This is a genomic window from Ruegeria sp. BG7, from assembly GCF_056535685.1.
The window spans coordinates 435,753-455,149 of the sequence record NZ_JBQFIU010000002.1 but is presented as its reverse complement, the minus strand read 5'-3'; the positions used below and the strand labels follow the sequence as shown (position 1 = coordinate 455,149).

Sequence of the window (19,397 nt, the reverse complement as noted above, 5' to 3'; positions counted from 1 at the left end):
TTTCAGTTTGATAGGCGCAGTTCGGCCACGAAATCGTAGGCATCCCCGCGATAGATGGAACGGGTGAGTTCGGCCACACGTCCGCTTTCCAGATATGACGTACGCTGAATACGCAATCCTGCCGTCCCCTCGGCGACGTCCAGCAGCCGCGCTTCGGTTGCTTCAAGATTGATGGCCGAGATCTTTTGGATCGCGCGGACCGGGCGACGACCTGACTGTTCAAGTACGGCATAAAGCGACCCGGTCACCTCGGTGGGGTTGGGTAGGATGTCCAATGGCAGCGCGGCGCGTTCTAAGGCCATCGGGCGTCCTCCGGCTGCACGCAGACGGTGGATTCGGGCCACTTGATCATTGGCCGACAGGCCCAACGCCAGCATTTCATCGGGTGCGGGCAGGAAAATTCCCCGCTCCAGCCACGTCGAGGTCGTTTCAAAACCACGCCGCTCCATATCCTCGGTGAATGAGGTCAGATGCGACAGGGACTGCTCGACCCGCGCGACTGGTTCCCGCACAAACGAACCTGAGCCTTGCCGTTGCTCGATTGTTCCTTTGCGCACCAACTCCTGAATGGCCTTGCGGACTGTTACACGCGACAGGTCGGTCAATTCCGCGATCTCACGTTCGGGCGGCAGAGAGCTGTTTGGCGGCAGGATACCTTCCTCGATCCCCTGTTCAAGCCGCTGGCGCAGCTGCACGTAACGTGGTCCGGCAGACTGGCCCAGCCAGCCCTCGGGCTTTAGGAAATCAACAACGCTCATGTTCGACCTCCTCTTTGAACGCTTGCGCCAAAGCGATTGCCCCTGAAAGCGGATCGCCTGATGGCTGCGTTAAAACTTGCTGCATGTCTTTTGGCAAAAAGGCAGCGTAGTGCGGACCTATTCCACCCGTCAGGCAAATGGGAACACCGGGGATCCAGCCCATCTTTTTCAGCCTGTCCGCCAAATAGTCGGCACCCGCCTGCATGATCGACATCGCAATTGTGTCCCCCTTCCCCGCAGACTGTGTGACGACAGGTGCAAGGGCACCAAATTCCGTAGGAGACATTGTCGATGCGGCTTTGACGATACCAGTCGCACCCTCGAACCGGCGCAGCAAGTGCCCGGACAGTTCAGACGACGCAATCACCCCGTCAGCACATTCCAGCACCTCGGACAATGCCCGTTTTCCGACCCACTGAGCCGAAGCCTGGTCCCCCAACACCGGCCCCCATCCTCCGGCAAAACTTGGCTTTCCACCCTGCTGCATGGCCAGAAACGACCCGGTTCCACAATGTGCAACAAACCCGTCACGTGGCCCTAACGCCCCGCGAAGGGCAGATGGGCGATCATCTTCTATGCGCACATGCGTAAAGGGCAGGACCGCGGCCAGACGATCAGCTATCGCAGGCCCCGTGATACCTGCCAAACCCAGGTATGCCGGCACTTTGGCGAGGTCTGCGACGTCAATGCCAGCTTGTTGACCCAATGCGGCCAATCCTTCCGAAAGCTCAGCACAGGACGCATCGAAATCGGTCGACACGTTCGCCGACCCAACCTCAACCCGCCAGCTTCGAGCACGATCCGACAAAGCGAGGCGGCACCGCGTACCTCCACCGTCTATTGCCAAAACCAGATTATCCATGCAGCGAGTCATGAAGAGACCTTTATAATACCTTTGCCGAATTTAGAAGGCCAAAATACGACCTCATGCGAGTTAAATTGCATTATTGAGGGAAATAAACAAAATGGTAGACTAATGGTATCTAAAAGGTATGATGCCGAGAGACCGGGGGAGAATCACTTGAACACACCTGTGACAGAACAGTTGCACCCAAATGCAATCGGGCTCGACACGCGCCCACTGTCAGATGTCGCTGCCCTTCTGGCGCAGTCGCAAGCCTTGGCCGCGTCTGCGCCACTGGATGCGGTGGGGCCAATCTGTGATGGGGCACAGGCCATGGCGGCCACGGTCCGGGCGAAAGGCGTTCTGCGCTATTTGGCGGCAGGTTCCTCTGGCCTCATGGCTGCAGCGGATGCTCTGGAACTTGGGGGCACTTTTTCCATCCCGGCAAATCAGGTCCAAATTCACATGGCGGGCGGATTGCCTTCCAGCGCAGAGATGCCCGGAGATGTCGAAGACATCTCGACCACTCTTACAGATGAATTGGCCGAACTTTCCGTCCGTGACACACTGATCGCAGTTTCGGCCAGTGGAACTACACCTTACACCATCGCAGCCGCTCGCATTGCTCGCGACAAAGGTGCCCAGGTCATTGGCATCGCCAACAACGCTGGCTCCGAACTCTTGCAGCTATCGGATCATGCGGTCTTGCTGGAGACCCCGCCGGAACTTGTATCCGGCTCGACCCGAATGGGCGCAGGCACCGCGCAGAAAATTGCGTTGAATATGCTTTCCACACTGATGGCTGTCGAGTTGGGCCATATTCAGGACGGAATGATGATCAACCTACGCGCCGACAACGACAAGTTACGTGCTCGCGCCAACGGGATCGTCTGTCAGCTGACGGGCGTTGATCCCAAACAAGCGGCATCGGCGCTGAACATCACGGGCGGCGACCTCAAATGTGCGGTACTCGTCGCAGCAGGTGTCGGATCTGATGAAACCGCGCAAGCACTTCTGGATGAAACAAACGGCCACCTCCGACCCGCAATGAACCGATTAAAGCGAAACAACGAAAACACAAACCTGGGAGAAGCAAAATGAAACGCAAAGTTCTAAGCCTGGCTCTGATGAGCACAGCGCTGGTCACAAGCGCTTATGCACAAGAGGCTACGCTGACAATCGAAAGCTGGCGCAATGACGACCTGGCCCTATGGCAGGAAAAGATCATTCCCGCCTTCGAAGCAGAGCACCCGGGTATCAAAGTCATCTTCTCACCCTCCGCGCCTGCCGAGTACAACGCAGTTCTGAACTCGAAACTTGAGGCCGGATCGGCCGGTGACCTGATCACCTGTCGCCCGTTTGACGCTTCGCTGGCGCTGTACGAAAGCGGGCACCTAACTGACCTGTCCGACCTCGAGGCCATGGGCAATTTCTCGGATGTTGCGAAATCCGCATGGCAGACCGATGACGCATCCGCCAGTTTCTGCGTGCCTATGGCGTCGGTGATCCACGGTTTTATCTACAATAAAGACGCCTTCAATGAGTTGGGCCTTGAAGTCCCCACCACAGAGGCCGAGTTCTTTGCCGCTTTGGACAAGATCAAGGAAGACGGTACCTATATCCCAATGGCGATGGGCACAAACGACCAGTGGGAAGCTGCCACGATGGGCTATAACAATATCGGCCCGAACTACTGGAAAGGCGAAGAAGGCCGCCTGGCGCTGATAAAAGGCGAGCAGAAACTGACGGACCCGCAATGGGTTGCACCTTATGCGACACTGGCTAAATGGGCGGACTATCTGGGCGACGGATACGAAGCGCAAACCTATCCCGACAGTCAGAACCTGTTTACCCTCGGTCGCGCCGCAATCTACCCGGCGGGCAGCTGGGAAATCGCTGGCTTCAATACGCAGGCCGATTTCGAAATGGGCGCTTTCAAACCTCCGGTCCAGAATGCAGGCGACACCTGCTATATCTCTGACCACACTGACATTGGCATCGGCCTGAACGCGGCCAGTGAAAACCAAGAGGCCGCAAAAACTTTCCTGTCCTGGGTCGCAAGCCCGGAATTCGCCAGCATCTTTGGCAACGCGGTTCCCGGGTTCTTCCCCCTGTCCAACACTCCGGTCGAGCTGGAAGACCCGCTGGCCAAGGAAATCGTCGGCTGGCGGGATGAGTGTGAAAGCACAATCCGTTCGACCTATCAGATCCTGTCGCGTGGCACGCCAAACCTGGAAAACGAAACCTGGGGTGCATCTGTCGCTGCCATTAAAGGCACGGAAAGCCCCGAGGCGTTGGGCCAGCAGTTGCAGGACGGTTTGGCCAGTTGGTACGCACCCCATCAGTAAAGCCTGAGCGCTAACCATCACCGGACGCGGGGTTTCGCGTCCGGACCTTTTCCCGGAGACCGTCATGCAGACCCGCCGCATCCGCTGGCACATCGCCGTTTTCCTTGCCCCTGCGGTTCTGGTCTACACGGCGGTGATGATCTTCCCTTTGTTCAACACCCTCCGTCTTGCACTGTTCAGCGAGGTTGATCAGGCGCGCGTCTATGTGGGCTTGGAAAATTTCCGCACCCTGTTTTTCGACCCGATCTGGTCCGAACAGTTCTGGAACGCGTTGGGAAACAACTTCTGGTTTTTCCTGATCCACATGCTGGTGCAGAACCCCATCGGCATCGCCTTGGCGGCAATCTTGTCACATCCCCGCTTGCGGTTCGCTGCGCTTTACCGTTCGGCGATTTTCATCCCCACGATCCTAAGCTTTGTGATCGTTGGCTTCGCCTGGAAACTGATCCTGTCACCCCTTTGGGGTATCGCGCCGTCGATGCTGGACGCCATCGGTCTAAAGTCACTGTTTGCACCGTGGCTGGGTAAAGAAGAATACGCACTGACAACGCTGGCGCTGGTGTCGGTCTGGCAGTTCGTCGGGATCCCGATGATGTTGATCTATGCTGCCCTTCTGTCGATCCCCGAAGAAATCCTTGAGGCCGGAGAGATCGATGGGATTACCGGGGCTTCCGCGTTCTGGAAAATCAAACTGCCGCTCATATTGCCGTCCATCGGCATCATCTCGATCCTGACATTTGTGGGCAACTTTAACGCGTTCGACCTGATATACGTGTCGCAAGGCGCGCTAGCTGGGCCGGATTTCTCAACTGATATCCTTGGTACATTCATGTACCGAACCTTCTTTGGCTTCCAATTGCAATTGGGAGATCCGCATATGGGGTCCGCTATCGCTGGGGCCATGTTCGCGATCATCCTCGTGGGGGTCTGCATCTACCTCTTCGGCATCCAGACCCGGATGCGCCGGTACCAGTTGTGAGGGCATGGCCATGAACAAAGCACGCCAAAACCCGCTGAACACCGCCGCCATGCACGGGGCGCTGATCCTTTACACGCTGATCGCCCTGTTCCCGGTCTTCGTCATCATCATCAACAGCTTCAAAACCCGCCGCGCCATCTTTCGCGAACCGCTTGCCCTGCCCGACGCTGAGAGCTTTTCGCTGATCGGTTACCAGACGGTGATGAAACAAGGGGATTTCTTCCTCTATTTCCAGAATTCGATGATCGTTACGGTGGTGTCGCTGGCATTCATCCTGCTTTTTGGTGCCATGGCGGCCTTTGCCCTCAGTGAATACCGCTTCAAGGGCAACCTGCTGATGGGTCTCTATCTGGCGCTTGGGATTATGATTCCAATCCGTATCGGTACTGTCGCGATCCTCGAGATGATGGTGGCCACCGGGCTTGTGAACACGCTTTGGGCCTTGATCCTTGTCTACACGGCACAAGGATTACCGTTGGCGGTGTTTATCCTGTCCGAGTTCATGCGACAGGTGTCCGACGACCTGAAGGATGCAGGCAGGGTCGATGGGTTGTCGGAATATACGATCTTCTTCCGTCTTGTCCTGCCGCTCGTCCGCCCTGCCATGGCAACGGTCGCGGTATTCAACATGATCCCGATCTGGAACGATCTGTGGTTCCCGCTGATCCTCGCCCCGGCGGAGGAGACCAAAACCCTGACGCTGGGCAGTCAGGTCTTCATCGGTCAATTCGTCACCGATTGGAATGCGGTTCTGTCGGCCCTGTCGATGGCAATCCTGCCGGTGCTGGTGCTCTATGTCATCTTCTCGCGCCAACTGATCCGCGGCATCACTTCAGGAGCTGTCAAATGACCCGAGTTCTGATTGCTGGCCTTGGCAATATGGGCCTTAGCCACGCGCTGGCCCATCACCACCATCCGGACGCGCAAATCGTGGGATTGGTGAACAGGTCCGGTCATGTGGATCACCCCGAGCTGGGCCAGTATCCTGCCTATTCGGATTTCCACTCGGCGTTGGCCGAGACAAATCCGGATTTGGTCGTTGTCGCCACCTATTCCGACAGCCATGCAGATTATGCCTGCGCGGCGATGGAGGCGGGCGCGCACGTCTTCGTTGAAAAACCACTGGCCACCACCGTGGCCGATGCCAAACGCGTTGTCGAAAAGGCCACCCAGACCAACCGCAAGCTGGTCGTTGGATATATCCTGCGTCATCACCCGTCGTGGATGCGCCTGATTTCCGAGGCGCGTGACCTTGGCGGGCCATATGTGTTTCGCCTGAACCTCAACCAGCAAAGCAGCGGGGCCGAGTGGGAAACGCATAAGGCGCTAATGCAAACCACCTCGCCCATCGTCGATTGCGGCGTGCATTACGTCGATGTGATGTGCCAAATCACGGATTCGGACCCGGTGCGCGTACATGGCATGGGCCTGCGCCTGAGCGATGAGATCGCCGAAGATATGTACAATTACGGACAGTTTCAGGTCATCTTCCAGGACGGCTCGGTCGGTTGGTACGAGGCCGGTTGGGGCCCGATGATGTCTGAGACCGCGTTTTTCGTGAAAGACATCGTCTCGCCCAACGGGTCGGTTTCGATCACCGATGGCAACACGGGCGCATCCTCAGATATCGACGGCCACACCAAGGTCGGCGGCATTCTGGTCCACCGCCCCGAGGGGGACAGTCAGATCGACATGCCCGACGAACCCGGCCATCAGGAGCTTTGCGACGCAGAGCAGGCCTTTATGCTGCGCGCTATTGCCGACGACATCGATCTAACCCGCCACATGAATGACGCCGTGCAATCGCTGGCCATCTGTCTGGCAGCAGACGAAAGCATCCGTACCGGCCAACCCATTTCGCTGAAAGAGGCACACACATGACCGCCCTGACGCTTACGAACGTGAACAAGTCCTTTGGCACTGTCGAGGTGCTCAAAGACATCAACATCGAAGTGGAAGAGGGCGAGTTCGTCGTCTTCGTCGGCCCCTCGGGCTGTGGCAAGTCCACCTTATTGCGCGTGATCGCAGGTCTGGAAGATGTTACATCGGGCGAAGTGCGCATTGGCGGCGAGCTGATGAACCTCACACCGCCTTCAAAACGCGGTATCGCGATGGTGTTCCAGAGCTACGCGCTTTACCCTCATCTGAACGTGCGCAAGAACATGTCGCTGGCGCTGAAACAGGAAGGTCAAAGCAAGCAGGTCATCGAGGAACGTGTCGCCAAGGCCAGCAAGATGCTGAACCTTGAACCCTATATCGACCGCTACCCGTCTGAGCTGTCCGGCGGTCAGCGTCAGCGTGTTGCTATCGGTCGCGCGATTGTTCGCGAACCCAAATTGTTTTTGTTTGACGAACCTCTATCCAATCTGGACGCGGCTTTGCGTATGAACACGCGGTTGGAGATCGCGAATTTGCACCAGCAGCTCGATGCCTCGATGATCTATGTCACCCATGACCAGACCGAAGCGATGACGTTGGCGGACAAGATCGTCGTACTGCGCGACGGGCGTGTGGAACAGGTTGGCAGCCCGATGGAGTTGTACAACAATCCTGCCAATCAATTTGTCGCCGGTTTCCTTGGCGCACCATCGATGAATTTCTTCCCCGCCAGCTTAGTTGGAGAAAGCACAGACATCACAATGGGGGTCCGGCCCGAAGACCTCTATCTGACAGATGAAAGCCCTTTGAGCGCACAAGTAACCCATGTCGAACATTTGGGAGGGGACACCAACGTGATCGCAATGATGCAAGGTCATCAGGTTACAGCCCGCCTGTTCGGTCAACACGAGGTCGCAACCGGCCAAGAGATACATATTGGTTTCACACCGGATCGCAGTTATCGCTTCGATACGCAGGGCGCTCGGCTCGCCTAAACCTCTGTTGAACTTCACCCGCCCCAGTCAGCCAAATGACCTGTGCGTTACCATCAGGCAAAGCGGTCTGGTGAAAAGGCCCCTATGTCGACATGAGGGCTCCGCCCGGCCATATCGGCCGCGACCAATCGGGCCGTGGTGGCCGCTAAAGTCAACCCAAGCTGACCATGACCCGTGGCGAAATGAACGTTGTCCAGACGGTCACTGCGCCCAATGATCGGACGCGTGTCAGGGGTGAAGGGGCGATACCCAATACGTCGTTCAGCTTCTTCTGTTTTTAAGCCGGGCAAGACACGATGCGCCCGCCGGACAAGCACATCCGCCCGGTTCCAGTTCGGCGCTGCATCCAAACTTGCGAACTCAATCGTTCCGGCGACAGCCAGGGCCCCGTCGTATGGCGTAACACCGAACCCTCCTTTAGGATAAAAAATCGTGTGCTTCAGTTCCAGACCCGGATCAGACAGAGCCGTTGAGTATCCGGCCACGCCTTCCAATCGGATCGGAACACCCAAATCTCGCGCCAGCACCTTGGATCGGGCGCCAGCAGCCAAAACAACGCGTCCTGTTGGCGCCACCGTGCCATCGGTCAGCCTGACCGAGCGCACCTGTCGACCTTCTCGGTCGAACCCTGCAGCCCCTGCCCGTTTGACGATGCCGCCCCGCTTTAGGAACGTTTGATGCAGAACTTCAACCAAACGTTTTGGATCCGTCACATAGCTCCAGTCGCGCAACAGCACGGCATATTTGAAATCAGGTGCTATGGCGGGGTCGAGTTCATGAGCTTCATGGCCCGAAATCTCGTCAATAGTGCATCCAAGTTCGCGCGCAAGATCAAAGGCAGCGCCCATAGTCGCCTTGTCAACGTCATCGTCAAACAGCTTGATTATCGGGCGCTCGATCAGCAATTCCGGGTGGCCGATGTCATCCAATTGGGCTTTGAAATCCGCCGTGGCCAAGAATGTCAGCCGCGCCAGATCCGCCGCGATGGCGCGCATCTTTGACGGGCGAGCGTTCGCTGTGAACCGCGTGAACCACGGCAACAACTTCAACGCTGAACTGGGACGCAACGACAAGGGCGCTTCGCTGTCCAGCAACCACCCGGGCACTTTCAACATCATTCCGGGTTGCGACAACGGAACAATTTCACCTACGGCAATACAACCGCATGACGCCCAACTTGCCCCCTCACCGATGGTGTTGGGCTCAAAAACCGTAACCTGATGTCCCTCAGCCTGCAGCGCCAGCGCACATGAAATGCCAACAATGCCGCCGCCGACAACCGCGACCTCTTCCATCTGAAGCATTCCTATTGCAAATCATGCAGTTGCGACAACAACTCCGTACTAACAACTACGCCCTGTTCCTGAGCGGTGGCGCGGTTTTTCAACCGTCCGTCACCCGGAACACGGGCCGAGCCGTTGCCTTCGATTTCCGCACAGATACGCTTGACGTAGTCATTGAAACCCGGGTTTCCAAAGCGCGCAGGATCAATGGCGATCAGTGTGGCCCCGCCTTTGATGTTCAAAGCGCCATGCTCTACACGCTCGGTATTGTCGACCGATAGCGTGCCACCGGCCAACGCCGCGCCTAAGACTTCGATCAGAAAGGCAATCGCGGCCCCTTTGTGCTCGCCAAAGGGCAGCAGGCTTCGGGATTCCAGAATGGCATTTGGATCGGCAGTGGGCTGACCATCCAGGGCCAAACCCGCCGGGCGCGGAAGATCGTGCCCCTCTGCCGCGGCCATACGAATATCCATCAGCGCAACCATCGATGACGCCTGATCCCAGACAACCGGCTCGGCCCCCTCGCGCGGGCAGGCGAAAGACATCGGGTTCGTTCCGAATACCGGCCGCACACCGCCCTGCGGCACCACCATAGACAATGAGTTCACAACTCCCAGCGCCACCAACCCCGCCTCGGCCAGTGGTTCGGTGTCAAAACGCAACGCTGCAAGGTGGTGGCAATTGGCACAGGTGAAAGAGGCAATGCCGTTTTCACGCGCCATCGCAATCAGTTCATCCCGCGCCATGCCGGCTGCAAGTTGATAGTACCCGTTGTCACCATCCCCGCGTAAAACGCCGGGGGCAATACGCTCAACCCGGGGCGACGCCGTCGGATTGGCATATCCCGAAGTGAAGCTTTGCACGTAGACCGGCAACATGCGCAGCCCGTGGCTGCGGGGACCGTCCCGTTCGGACCGGGTGACAATTTCCGCCAAAACAGCACTGCTATGTGCATCCATGCCCGCAGCCACAAGGACCGATTTGGCCAGTTCCCTAACCTCTGCGAGTGAGAGCGTTTTCGTCGAGATTTCCGTCATCTGGGTGATCCTGTCCTTGTAGGGCGCAATGGGGCGCGCCAGCGCCCACGTCAGGGTTAACTGCTGTATTCCCGGCGCTTTTTGGCAACAAACTCGTCCAGCGCACCGCGTTGATCGTCAGGCATCGGAGGCTGCACATAGTTGTCCAGCATACGCCGCGCGGCTTCATTGCCAACAACCTCAGCCGTTTTCGATCCTTCTGCCTCCCACTGTTCAAAACTATCGTTGTTTTGCAAGTGGTTCATATGCATCGGGTTTTCGCGCGTGTGGTCTGTACCCAGGAAATGCCCTCCGGGGCCGATGCGGGCGATGTCATCCAGCAACGGGTCCAGATCTTCGTCCTGAAGTCCGCTGAAGAAGCGATGGAAATTCTCAAGCTGCAACGTGTCCTGCACCCATTTCGAGTAGCTGACCCCCAGCGCTCCTTCCAGAAAACCGGCCGAGTGCACAATGTAATTTGCCCCGCCAAGCAGCACGGGCCACATCGTGTTGGCCGTGTCAAAACCGGCCTGCATGTCGGGCGATTTTGACCCGGTCCACATTGTGCAGGTCCGCCACGGCACCTGATAGAACCGCGCCATCTGACCCACCAACAGGTTCATCAATCCCGGCTCAGGCGACCCCATCATCGGCGCGCCGGTTTTCATAGACACGCCCATGATTGCCACACCCAGAACCATCGGCGCGCCGCGTCGGATGATCTGGCTATAGGCCATTCCCGCCAAGGATTCCGCAATCAACAGCGCCACGCCGCCTTGCGGGCTGGCCGGGGTCGAAGCGCCTGCCAAAACAAAGGGCGACAACAGGCATGGCTGGTTGGCCGCTGCATAGACGCGCAGGCTTTCCAGCATGGTCTCATCCCAGACCAGCGGCGTGTTGCAGTTCAGCAGCGCAGCCATGACTACGTTATTATCTACAAACTCTTCTCCGAACACGATCCGGGTCATATCCACCGAGTCACGCGCCGCCTGTTCTGACAATACCGAACCCTTGATCGGCTTGTCGGTCAGCGTCAGCGCCGCGTGGACAAGCTCAAGATGGCGCTGCGGAACCGGAACATCCTGCGGTTCCACCGGCAATATGCCCGGAACCATCATCGACTGGCTCATCTGGCTCATCTTGAAGAAGTTCTGCGCATCCTCCAGCTGTGAGGGGCGACGCACGCCGTCAAGGTCATAGACAAAGGGTGCGCCATAGGCGTTCGCGAAGACCGAGTGCTCGTTACCCACACGCAAAGACCGCTCTGGGTTGCGTGCCGCATAAGCCCATTCCGACGGCACCGACGAAATCAGATCCATCAGCATGTCGCGACCGATACGAACGCGTTCGCCCTGCACGTCCGCGCCGTATTTCTTCCAGTCAGCCAACGCCACCGGATCGCGGAATTCAATGCCGGTGGTTTCCAGAATGGTCATCGCAGCATTGTGGATACGCTCGACCCCCTCAGGACCCAGCAGGTCAATGGGTCCGACCTTACGGTTCAGGGTCGGCAGGTAGACCGGGGGTGGGTTTGTGCGGGCCTGAACGCGTGCCGCGCGCCCACCGCCACGGCTGGACCGTCCTCGTGCTTGTGCCATGTCAGCTCTCCTTCTCAGGCCCGGGCGCGCGCGCTGGTTGGGTCAACAGCGCAAACGTCGATCACCTCGGCATCGCGCATTTCATTGTGAACCATCACCTGCATTTTCGTGCCTGGTGCGGTCATGTCCTGTGGCACCAGGGCCATCGCGATGTCGTGGTTGCAGTAGTAGGAAAATCCACCCGAGGTGACGCGCCCGATCAACTTTCCATCGGCGTACACACCTTCGTCAAACATCACCGAGGTATCGCAGAACGGCAGTTTCAGAGTCACCAGCGTGTTGTAACCACCCTCTGCCTTTTGCTTTTGCAGCGCAGCCTTTCCAATGAACTCCCGCTCGACCACCTCGCCATTGACCTTTTCAGTCATGGCCACAAAGCGACCCAGATCAGCTTCGTAAGGTGTCATGTCCTTGCAAATCTCGCGGTTGATCGCGCGATAGGATTTCTCAAGCCGCATCGACTCCAAGGCTTCCAGGCCAAAGGGCTTCACCCCAGCCTTGAGAAGCAGATCGACCAGGTGGCGGTTATATCCAACCGGATGGTGCAGCTCCCATCCCAGCTCGCCGGTATACGAGACGCGCAACAGATGAACGCCCTTGGCATACCCTACCTCACCCATCTGCGCCGACAGCCACGGGAAAGCTTCGTTCGACAGGTCGTTGTCGGTCAGCGGTTGCAGAATCTCACGAGCTTTCGGACCGGCCAAAGCAATCACGCCCAGCTGTTCCGAGATATCCTCCAACACGACCGAGCCGTCCTTGGGCAGCAAGCGCTGCAACTGATCCCAGTTGTATGCGCGCCAGTTCGGGGTCGAAATCAGATAGAAATCATCCTCGGCATATCGAACGATGGTGTATTCCGCATCCATTCCGCCCTTGTCGTTCAACATCAGCGACAGGGTCATGCGGCCAATCTTCGGCAATTTGTTGGCCATCAGGCTGTCCAGCCATTTTGCGGCACCGGGGCCGCGCACGGTGAACTTGGTCATCGGCGACATTTCGATGAACCCGGCCTCTTCGCGGGTCGTGCGGACCTCGGCCTGTACCAGTTCCATGTGGTCGGTGCGGCGGAAGCTGTGTTCGGGGATCGCCTCCGCGGGGGATTTGGCAAACCACCGGGGGAACTCGTATCCGTTGAAGCTGGTCCAGACTGCGCCATGTGCGGTTAGCAGATCATAAGACCCCATGGTTTTCATCGGGCGCGCGTCCGGGAAGTCCTCTCCCGGAATATGCGCGTCCATGTGGGTGCCCCAGGTTTCGCGCACCTTGTCCATCGTCCAGCGCTTCGAAGCGTAGTCGGAAAAACGGCGTGGGTCGAGTTCGGACATGTCCATACCCGGATCACCGTTCACGATCCATTTCGCCAGGCGGTTGCCGACTGTGCCGCCCCACAGAATACCGCCCGGCATACCTTCGGCCAGCCACAGATTGTCATGCCCCGGCGCGGGGCCCGCCAACGGCAATTCGTCCGGGGTCATCTGAAACGGCCCGCGTGTGTTGGCCTTGATACCAACCTCGCCCAGGGTCGGCACACGCTCAATGGCGCGCTCCCATTGGGTTTCCACCGCATCGAAATCCTCAGGCAGCAGATCGGCTCCGAAATCAGGCGGCACGCGATCCTCGGCAAACAGTTTGAGGTCCTTGGTGAATTCATAAGGACCGAACTGAATCCCGCCCACATCCTCGCGCAGATATGCGCCGTAATCCTCGTCGCGCAGGATCGGGAATTCCGGCAGCCCCTGTGCACGACGTTCCTTCAGCAGCGGCACGGTCTCGGTGGTCCAGTATTGGTGTACGATTGGAATACAAGGCAGATCCAACCCCACCCGCCGTGCGTTTTCGCGCGCGTAGTTGCCGGTGGCGAAGATCAGATGCTTACAGGTGATCTCACCCTTGTCGGTGGTCACTTTCCAAAGCCCGTTCTCCAGCTTTTCGTAAGATTGCGCTTCGGTGTTCTGGTAAACCTTTGCTCCCGCATCACGCGCCAGCTTTGCCATTGCCATGGTAATGTCAGCGGGGTTCACATAGCCGTCTTCAGTATGCAGGATACCGCCCCGGATATGTTCAGACTGGTTCAACAGCGGGTGAACCTCGGCCACTTGTTCCGGGGTCAGCAGTTTGCACGGCACGCCGGCGGCTTCGGCAATCGAGATATAAGACTGGAATTCGTCCCAGCGTTTTTCGGTGTTAGCAACGCGCAGCTGGCCGACTTTGCGCAACCCAACCGAGCTGCCCATCTTTTCCTCGACCTCGGTATAGATGCGGATGGTCTCCATCGTCATCTTAGACACGTTGTGAGAGCGTACAAAAGTCACCAAAAGGCCCGCCGCATGCCAGGTCGACCCCGAGGTCAACGTCGTCCGTTCCAACATAACGGCTTCGGTGCACCCATGCTCGGTCAAGCCGTACAGAATCGAGGCTCCGACACAGCCGCCCCCTACAACAACAACTTCGGCATGTGACTGCATTTGTTTTCTCCTCTCCCACTGCGCTGAAACCCCGGCCAACGCCGCTCCGCAAGGCGGAAACTTGGTGGGTCAGGGATTCAGCGCAGCACATGCTGCTTTACCCAATTCTTTGCGCTCACGGGCCAAGACCGCAATCGCAAAAAAATTCACTCTGGGCAAATTCAGCTAATGCGAATACGCCTAGGATAACGTAAATACACCGAAACCTCATAATACAGGTCAAACCACCTTGCCCTATGGTCCCTACGATTTCCCACCGCTCAGCTCGCTGATCAGTTTCGAAGCCGCCGCCCGCCATGTCAGCTTCAAACAGGCCGCCAGTGAACTGAACGTTACTCCGGCCGCCATCAGCCATCAGGTCAAAGCACTCGAGGTCGAACTCAATTGCGCGTTGTTCCAGCGCCATCATCGCGGTGTGGAACTCACCGAAAGCGGTGCTTATTTGCTGGTTGCTTTGCAACGCGGGTTTGAGGGGATCAGCGAGGCACTCAAGCAGTTGCGCTCGCAATACGATCGTTCAGGTGTGACGATACGATCCAGCACGGCGGTCAGCTCATTGTGGCTGACACCGCGCTTGGCACAGTTTTGGAAGAATTTCGGGCATATCTCTGTCACGCAAGTCGTCACTGATTTGGGATACGACACGCAAAAATGTGACATAAGCATCAGGTATGGTGACGCATCACGCGAACGTGGCACATATCATGTTTTGTTCCGGGACCGGATCATGGCTTTGGCCAGCCCTGAATTTGTCCGGCAAAATAAAGTCGAACAACTGCAGGACCTGCCCAAAATCCCACTTATACATCTGGACGCGCCCGGCACCGATTGGACAGGTTGGCAGGAATGGGCGGCTGGTTTGGGTTACTCCGGCTCACTCAAATCGGGGCACAGGGTGAACAACTACACCATTGCCCTGCAAGCAGCACAGGATGATATGGGCGCTGTACTGGGATGGGAAGGGCTGACCGCAGGTTTGGTTAGGTCAGGCAAACTGGCCAAGTTATTGCCACAGACACTGTCAGCCCCTTTGGACTTTTATGTCGTGCTACACAACACCTCTTCGGACCGGGCTGCATTGGTCTACAAATGGTTGGTCGAGGATTCCAACTGATCGCCAACACTTTGCTGAAATGTTCGCTCGTCAACAAAAGGGGGAACCGGAATCAGAGCCAAAGTGGTCGTTTCTTTTCCCCTTCTCAGCACCCATTTGCGGGCACCGATTCCGTTCAAATCCGGTTCAGGTACTATGAGCCAGAAGCACGCTTGTAGCGCGGGTCATGCCAGCGGCGTATTGTTCGCTGGTTGTGGTCTTTAGCAAAAGACCGGTTGATACAGTCGTGAGCAGAAAGGCCAAATCCGCCGCCGCTTCGGGTGTTGGCACCACGTTTGCTTTCACCAAATAACCCGACAGGGCTTTTTCGAATTCTGCGTTGTAATCCATTTCGGCATCTGACGCGGATTCGATGGCAAATTCCATAATCTCGGCACCATGAGGCGTGCCCCGCCATATGGCCACGTGATCTCCGATCCAAGTCTGATACGCCCGGGCCAGAACATCCCGGGGCGAACCTTCTGACTGGCTCAGAACATCAAGGGCCGCATTGGTCATCGATGTCAGCACTGTTCTGACAGCCCATTCCAGAACGGCTTCTTTCGATCCGAACTGGTTGTAGATCGACTGACGCGACAAACCAGCAGCTTCGGCAATGTCATTCATGGACACTTTGCGAAAGCCATATTGCGCAAAGACAGACAGGACTTCGAAAGCGTTTGACGATTTTTTCATTTTTACCTTGTTGACATTTTGGGTCGTGTTTGTAAATAGAGTACACAAGAATATACCCGTCTGCAACCTATATCGATTGGATCCCCTCGGATGGAACAGAAAATCACTGACTCGGGCTTCAGTAGCTGGAAGCCCTCGCAACTCCCGGAACTGAATGGCAAGACCTATGTCATCACCGGCGCAAATTCGGGCATCGGTTATGAAGCCGCCCGGATGCTGGGTGAAAAAGGCGCGAACGTTGTAATGGTCTGCCGCTCACGCGCAAAAGGTGAAACCGCACAGCGCAAGCTGTCAGCGTCCTCGAAGGGCAAGGTCGACCTTATCCTGATGGACCTCAGCGATCTGTCGTCGGTTCGCAAGGCGGCCGAGGAACTGCGCGGTCGCTATACCAAAATCGACGGCCTGATCAATAACGCAGGCATCATGATGACCCCGCAGGAAAAGACCGTTGATGGGTTTGACCTGCAGATGGGAGCCAACCATCTGGGGCATTTCCTATGGACCGGCCTGCTGCTGGATCTGGTTGAAGCTGCCGAAGGCCGTGTTGTCGTGCTATCCAGCCTGGTTCACAAGTACGGACCTCTGGATCTGGATGATTTCATGACCGACACCAAATACACGCCGATGAAGGCCTATACCCAGTCCAAACTGTCGAACCTGATGTTCGCGTTTGAACTGGATCGTCGCCTAAAGGCGGCCGGCAGCAAGGCCATCTGCGTCGCCTGCCACCCCGGCTATACCGATACCAACCTGCAATCCACCGGCCCGACCGGCTTTATGAAAGCCATGCTGGCCGTGATGAACAAACTGGTCGCGCAACGCCCCGAAGCCGGAGCCTATCCGACGGTGCTTGCCGCCGTCGGGAAAGAAGCGAAACGTGGCGCATATTACGGCCCGCAAAAAATGGGTGAATCCCGCGGCCCGGTTTCCGACGCCAAGGTGAAAGATCACGCACTGGATCTCGAAAAGCAACGTCAGTTGTGGGCAAAAAGCGAGCAGCTGGTCGGTTTTGAATTCAACCTGCCTGCCGTCGCACACGCGGCATAACCACTTAAAGACAGACCCCCTCGATACACCCCTCACTCACGAAACAGGTCCGGGCGGCGCAAAAGCTTCGCCCGGACCATTTGTAAATTCTCCCATCACACGGAGCGGCTCGTGATCATAACGCTGTTTGTCTGGCTCTTTGCCCTGTTCCTGATGGCGGGCGGGATAACCCATTTTATTTATCCGGCTGTATTTGATGGGTTCATGCCATCATTCACCCCCAAGATTCCGGCGCATATTCTGGCCGGTGTCGCCGAGATCACAATTGCCGTTGCCCTGGTCTTACCTAAATTCCGAGCCTTTGGCGGGCTGTTCGCAGCAATGCTGTGCACCGCCTATTTGCCGTTCCACATCTGGGACTTGTTCCGGCCCGATCCGGTTGTCGCACCTTTTTGGGCCGCGATAGCGCGCCTGTTTGTGCAATTTGCTATGATCGGATTTGGCATCCATCTTTGGCGTACGGAACCAAAGGTCAGGTCAAACTGAATTCCCTCCAGCTGCAGGTAACACAACCTCTTCGAACGCAGCACCAATCAGACTTTAGTGGCGATGGTCGCGGCTGGGGCCGGATGGACCATAAAGACGCCTTTGATGTTTGCTCACGCCCAACGGTTTTAAAACAGACTTCGACTGCTCCGCCCTCCGGTCAAAAGCTTTTCCCGCACCTAGTCCATCGTGGCGACACCGCACTGTTCCCAATTTTTGTGGGAACTGGTCGATCGAAAGATGCGAAGATTGATCATCTGCCCCGGCCATCTGGCAATGGCTAAAACGGGCTGAGAATTTTGAACCTCGCGCGAATTTCGCGCTCTTGCTCGGGCGTCAGATATTGGGGTTTGTGTTCGGCCAGGATGTCCTGCGCACGGGCTCGGGCTCGGGCCCAGGCATCCTGCGCCCCGTTTTCCGCCCATGTGCGCGGCTCATCACGGTCGGCAAGCGTGGGATAGAAATAATCCCGCTCCATCGCCGCATAGGTGTGTTGACCGCCCAGAAAATGCCCCTCACCCAAGACCGCATCGCAGATCGCGTCAAAGCCCAGGTTTTCATCATTCACCTCTATCCCCCGCAGCGCGCGGTAGGTGTTCGAGTGCATTTCGTCGTCCAGCACAAACGCCTCAAAGCTGGCCCCTAACAGGGATGCTGTCATGCCCGAGCTTTCATAGATCAGGTTTCCTCCGGCCAGGGCCGCCGCCATCGAGGTGATGCCCTTCTCCATGCCATATTGCGCGTCAATCGCCTTGGCATCGGTCATCGAACAAGCCACGCCTGAGGGTAAACCCAGCCAGTTCGACAGCTGCGCCGAGGCCGCATTGAGCACAGCCGTCTCGCCGCTGCCCCCCGAGAACGCACCGGTGCGCAGGTCAATCACCAGTGGCCAGTTGGAAAAGACCATCGGAAAACCGGGCTGGATCGCATGGACCATAAGCAAGCTGGCCAGTGTTTCCGCCAGTGATTGCGCCAGAAACCCGGCCAGCGTGGCAGGCGCGGTCGCCCCCGCCTGCGCGGCGGTGATGCACGAAATCGGGATATTGTGCCGGATGCACTCGTAGACCACATCCACCGCATCCTCGCCATAGCGCATGGGCGAGATCATCGGGCTGATATGCGCCTTCATGAACGGACGCTTGGCAAATTCGCCCGGCCCACCAGCTGCAATGTCCAGCATCTCGACAATCGGAGCGACATATTCAGCCAGCGTGAACGAGGTTGCCGTGGGTTTGGTTGTGTTCTTGATCAGCGCGAAGGCTGTATTGACGTCCAGATCGAAATTGTCCGGCACATCCGTCGCAACACAGCAGCGGGTGTACCAACTGACATTGGCCAGCGTGTCCTGCAGCCGTGTGAAGTTGTGCAGGTCTTGCAATGTCGATGGCCGGTACAGCCCGCTGTCCAAATCCAGTGTCTGCACCGCCGCGCCACCGGTGCCGAAATAGACCTTGTTGCCACCCACCTCGATGGATCGGGCCGGATCCCGGCCATGCAGTATGAACGTCTTTGCGGCCTGATCGATGGCCTCCTCCACCAGCTTTGGCGGAAACAGGATACGCCCTTTGCCATTGTCGATGGCACCAATCGCCAAAAAGTCTTTTTGCAGACGTTTCGGCACCTCTCCCACGCCCAGCTGTTCCAGCAGGTCAAGGGCGGTGTCGTAAATGCGTCGCAGATCCGCATCGCTAAGCGGTTTGTAAGCTCCGCCAACCTGACCCGGAGGGCACGGATCAACAGCCGGTTTCGCCGCACGCGCAGCCAGCCGTTCGCGGCGGCCTCCTCTCTTTCCACGCTGCCCTGCCATGGCTGTTCCTGTTATCGAGATTACCGCACGATAGAAGCGGCCCCTTCACCGCAATTTCAACACCGCCTCGCACTAATATCAAAACTTCGAATTCAGAGTTC

At 57.4% G+C, this 19,397-nt stretch carries 17 protein-coding genes; 9 read left to right on the top strand and 8 right to left on the bottom strand.

Going from position 1 to position 19,397, the window contains the following annotated elements:
* Positions 1–2 precede the first annotated feature (2 nt).
* On the bottom strand, positions 3–758 hold the full coding sequence (locus ACR3EH_RS19960) for a GntR family transcriptional regulator (RefSeq protein ID WP_171187426.1): 756 nt from the start codon (positions 756–758) through the stop codon (positions 3–5).
* On the bottom strand, positions 745–1,620 hold the full coding sequence (locus ACR3EH_RS19955) for a glucosamine kinase nucleotide-binding domain-containing protein (RefSeq protein ID WP_253746631.1): 876 nt from the start codon (positions 1,618–1,620) through the stop codon (positions 745–747). Before ACR3EH_RS19955 ends, ACR3EH_RS19960 begins: the two co-directional genes overlap by 14 nt.
* A 159-nt stretch (positions 1,621–1,779) precedes the next feature.
* On the opposite strand from ACR3EH_RS19955, the gene ACR3EH_RS19950 reads away from it, so the two are divergent.
* The 6 genes from ACR3EH_RS19950 to ACR3EH_RS19925 all read left to right on the top strand — a co-directional run bounded on the left by ACR3EH_RS19950 (position 1,780) and on the right by ACR3EH_RS19925 (position 7,802).
* Positions 1,780–2,703, top strand: a complete 924-nt coding sequence (locus ACR3EH_RS19950) for an N-acetylmuramic acid 6-phosphate etherase (protein WP_216601664.1) — start codon at positions 1,780–1,782, stop codon at positions 2,701–2,703.
* A complete protein-coding gene (locus ACR3EH_RS19945) occupies positions 2,700–3,950 on the top strand; it encodes an ABC transporter substrate-binding protein (protein WP_171187420.1) in 1,251 nt (416 codons plus the stop codon). Before ACR3EH_RS19950 ends, ACR3EH_RS19945 begins: the two co-directional genes overlap by 4 nt.
* A 64-nt stretch (positions 3,951–4,014) precedes the next feature.
* Complete coding sequence (locus tag ACR3EH_RS19940; protein ID WP_171095593.1) at positions 4,015–4,929, top strand: carbohydrate ABC transporter permease; 915 nt, start codon at positions 4,015–4,017, stop codon at positions 4,927–4,929.
* Between the two features lie 10 nt (positions 4,930–4,939).
* A complete protein-coding gene (locus ACR3EH_RS19935) occupies positions 4,940–5,779 on the top strand; it encodes a carbohydrate ABC transporter permease (RefSeq protein ID WP_171187418.1) in 840 nt (279 codons plus the stop codon).
* On the top strand, positions 5,776–6,810 hold the full coding sequence (locus tag ACR3EH_RS19930) for a Gfo/Idh/MocA family protein (RefSeq protein WP_171187415.1): 1,035 nt from the start codon (positions 5,776–5,778) through the stop codon (positions 6,808–6,810). Before ACR3EH_RS19935 ends, ACR3EH_RS19930 begins: the two co-directional genes overlap by 4 nt.
* Positions 6,807–7,802 carry an ABC transporter ATP-binding protein gene (locus ACR3EH_RS19925; RefSeq protein ID WP_171095587.1) on the top strand — a complete coding sequence of 332 codons (996 nt, stop codon included), beginning with the start codon at positions 6,807–6,809 and terminating at the stop codon, positions 7,800–7,802. Before ACR3EH_RS19930 ends, ACR3EH_RS19925 begins: the two co-directional genes overlap by 4 nt.
* 53 nt (positions 7,803–7,855) lie before the next feature.
* Here ACR3EH_RS19925 and ACR3EH_RS19920 read toward each other — a convergent pair whose 3' ends face one another.
* Genes ACR3EH_RS19920 through ACR3EH_RS19905 form a run of 4 tightly spaced genes read right to left on the bottom strand, consistent with a single transcriptional unit; the run spans position 7,856 to position 14,167 of the window.
* The gene (locus ACR3EH_RS19920) at positions 7,856–9,097 is read right to left on the bottom strand and encodes an NAD(P)/FAD-dependent oxidoreductase (protein WP_171187414.1); all 1,242 of its coding nucleotides are present in this window, start codon (positions 9,095–9,097) and stop codon (positions 7,856–7,858) included.
* A gap of 11 nt (positions 9,098–9,108) precedes the next feature.
* Positions 9,109–10,122 (bottom strand): Ldh family oxidoreductase, encoded by a 1,014-nt coding sequence (locus ACR3EH_RS19915; RefSeq protein WP_171187412.1) that lies wholly within the window; start codon positions 10,120–10,122, stop codon positions 9,109–9,111.
* 56 nt (positions 10,123–10,178) lie between these two features.
* On the bottom strand, positions 10,179–11,699 hold the full coding sequence (locus ACR3EH_RS19910; RefSeq protein ID WP_171187410.1) for a trimethylamine methyltransferase family protein: 1,521 nt from the start codon (positions 11,697–11,699) through the stop codon (positions 10,179–10,181).
* 14 nt (positions 11,700–11,713) lie between these two features.
* Positions 11,714–14,167 (bottom strand): GcvT family protein, encoded by a 2,454-nt coding sequence (locus ACR3EH_RS19905; RefSeq protein ID WP_171187408.1) that lies wholly within the window; start codon positions 14,165–14,167, stop codon positions 11,714–11,716.
* 229 nt (positions 14,168–14,396) lie between these two features.
* Here ACR3EH_RS19905 and ACR3EH_RS19900 point away from each other — a divergent pair, with 229 nt between their 5' ends.
* Positions 14,397–15,281: a LysR family transcriptional regulator gene (locus ACR3EH_RS19900; RefSeq protein ID WP_171095580.1), complete on the top strand. Its 885-nt coding sequence runs from the start codon at positions 14,397–14,399 to the stop codon at positions 15,279–15,281.
* Between the two features lie 126 nt (positions 15,282–15,407).
* Here ACR3EH_RS19900 and ACR3EH_RS19895 read toward each other — a convergent pair whose 3' ends face one another.
* Entirely contained in the window at positions 15,408–15,956 is a 549-nt protein-coding gene (locus tag ACR3EH_RS19895; protein ID WP_171187404.1) for a TetR/AcrR family transcriptional regulator, read from the bottom strand.
* A gap of 90 nt (positions 15,957–16,046) precedes the next feature.
* Between ACR3EH_RS19895 and ACR3EH_RS19890 the strand changes: the two genes are divergently transcribed.
* Positions 16,047–17,003, top strand: coding sequence for an oxidoreductase (locus ACR3EH_RS19890; protein WP_171187402.1), 957 nt, complete (start codon positions 16,047–16,049; stop codon positions 17,001–17,003).
* 111 nt (positions 17,004–17,114) lie between these two features.
* Complete coding sequence (locus ACR3EH_RS19885) at positions 17,115–17,489, top strand: hypothetical protein (RefSeq protein WP_171187400.1); 375 nt, start codon at positions 17,115–17,117, stop codon at positions 17,487–17,489.
* Positions 17,490–17,769: 280 nt separating this feature from the next.
* Here the strand turns inward: ACR3EH_RS19885 and ACR3EH_RS19880 are convergent, their stop codons facing one another.
* A complete protein-coding gene (locus ACR3EH_RS19880; protein ID WP_171187398.1) occupies positions 17,770–19,296 on the bottom strand; it encodes a trimethylamine methyltransferase family protein in 1,527 nt (508 codons plus the stop codon).
* Positions 19,297–19,397: the final 101 nt, after the last annotated feature.

What these genes read in the sequence shown, in the direction of transcription:
- ACR3EH_RS19940 (WP_171095593.1), top strand. Translation starts at nt 4,015, where the DNA reads ATGCAGACCCGCCGCATCCGCTGGCACATCGCCGTTTTCCTTGCCCCT.
- ACR3EH_RS19955 (WP_253746631.1), bottom strand. Translation starts at nt 1,620, where the DNA reads ATGGATAATCTGGTTTTGGCAATAGACGGTGGAGGTACGCGGTGCCGC.
- ACR3EH_RS19960 (WP_171187426.1), bottom strand. Translation starts at nt 758, where the DNA reads ATGAGCGTTGTTGATTTCCTAAAGCCCGAGGGCTGGCTGGGCCAGTCT.
- ACR3EH_RS19930 (WP_171187415.1), top strand. Translation starts at nt 5,776, where the DNA reads ATGACCCGAGTTCTGATTGCTGGCCTTGGCAATATGGGCCTTAGCCAC.
- ACR3EH_RS19910 (WP_171187410.1), bottom strand. Translation starts at nt 11,699, where the DNA reads ATGGCACAAGCACGAGGACGGTCCAGCCGTGGCGGTGGGCGCGCGGCA.
- ACR3EH_RS19935 (WP_171187418.1), top strand. Translation starts at nt 4,940, where the DNA reads ATGAACAAAGCACGCCAAAACCCGCTGAACACCGCCGCCATGCACGGG.
- ACR3EH_RS19915 (WP_171187412.1), bottom strand. Translation starts at nt 10,122, where the DNA reads ATGACGGAAATCTCGACGAAAACGCTCTCACTCGCAGAGGTTAGGGAA.
- ACR3EH_RS19945 (WP_171187420.1), top strand. Translation starts at nt 2,700, where the DNA reads ATGAAACGCAAAGTTCTAAGCCTGGCTCTGATGAGCACAGCGCTGGTC.
- ACR3EH_RS19905 (WP_171187408.1), bottom strand. Translation starts at nt 14,167, where the DNA reads ATGCAGTCACATGCCGAAGTTGTTGTTGTAGGGGGCGGCTGTGTCGGA.
- ACR3EH_RS19920 (WP_171187414.1), bottom strand. Translation starts at nt 9,097, where the DNA reads ATGGAAGAGGTCGCGGTTGTCGGCGGCGGCATTGTTGGCATTTCATGT.
- ACR3EH_RS19925 (WP_171095587.1), top strand. Translation starts at nt 6,807, where the DNA reads ATGACCGCCCTGACGCTTACGAACGTGAACAAGTCCTTTGGCACTGTC.
- ACR3EH_RS19890 (WP_171187402.1), top strand. Translation starts at nt 16,047, where the DNA reads ATGGAACAGAAAATCACTGACTCGGGCTTCAGTAGCTGGAAGCCCTCG.
- ACR3EH_RS19895 (WP_171187404.1), bottom strand. Translation starts at nt 15,956, where the DNA reads ATGAAAAAATCGTCAAACGCTTTCGAAGTCCTGTCTGTCTTTGCGCAA.
- ACR3EH_RS19880 (WP_171187398.1), bottom strand. Translation starts at nt 19,296, where the DNA reads ATGGCAGGGCAGCGTGGAAAGAGAGGAGGCCGCCGCGAACGGCTGGCT.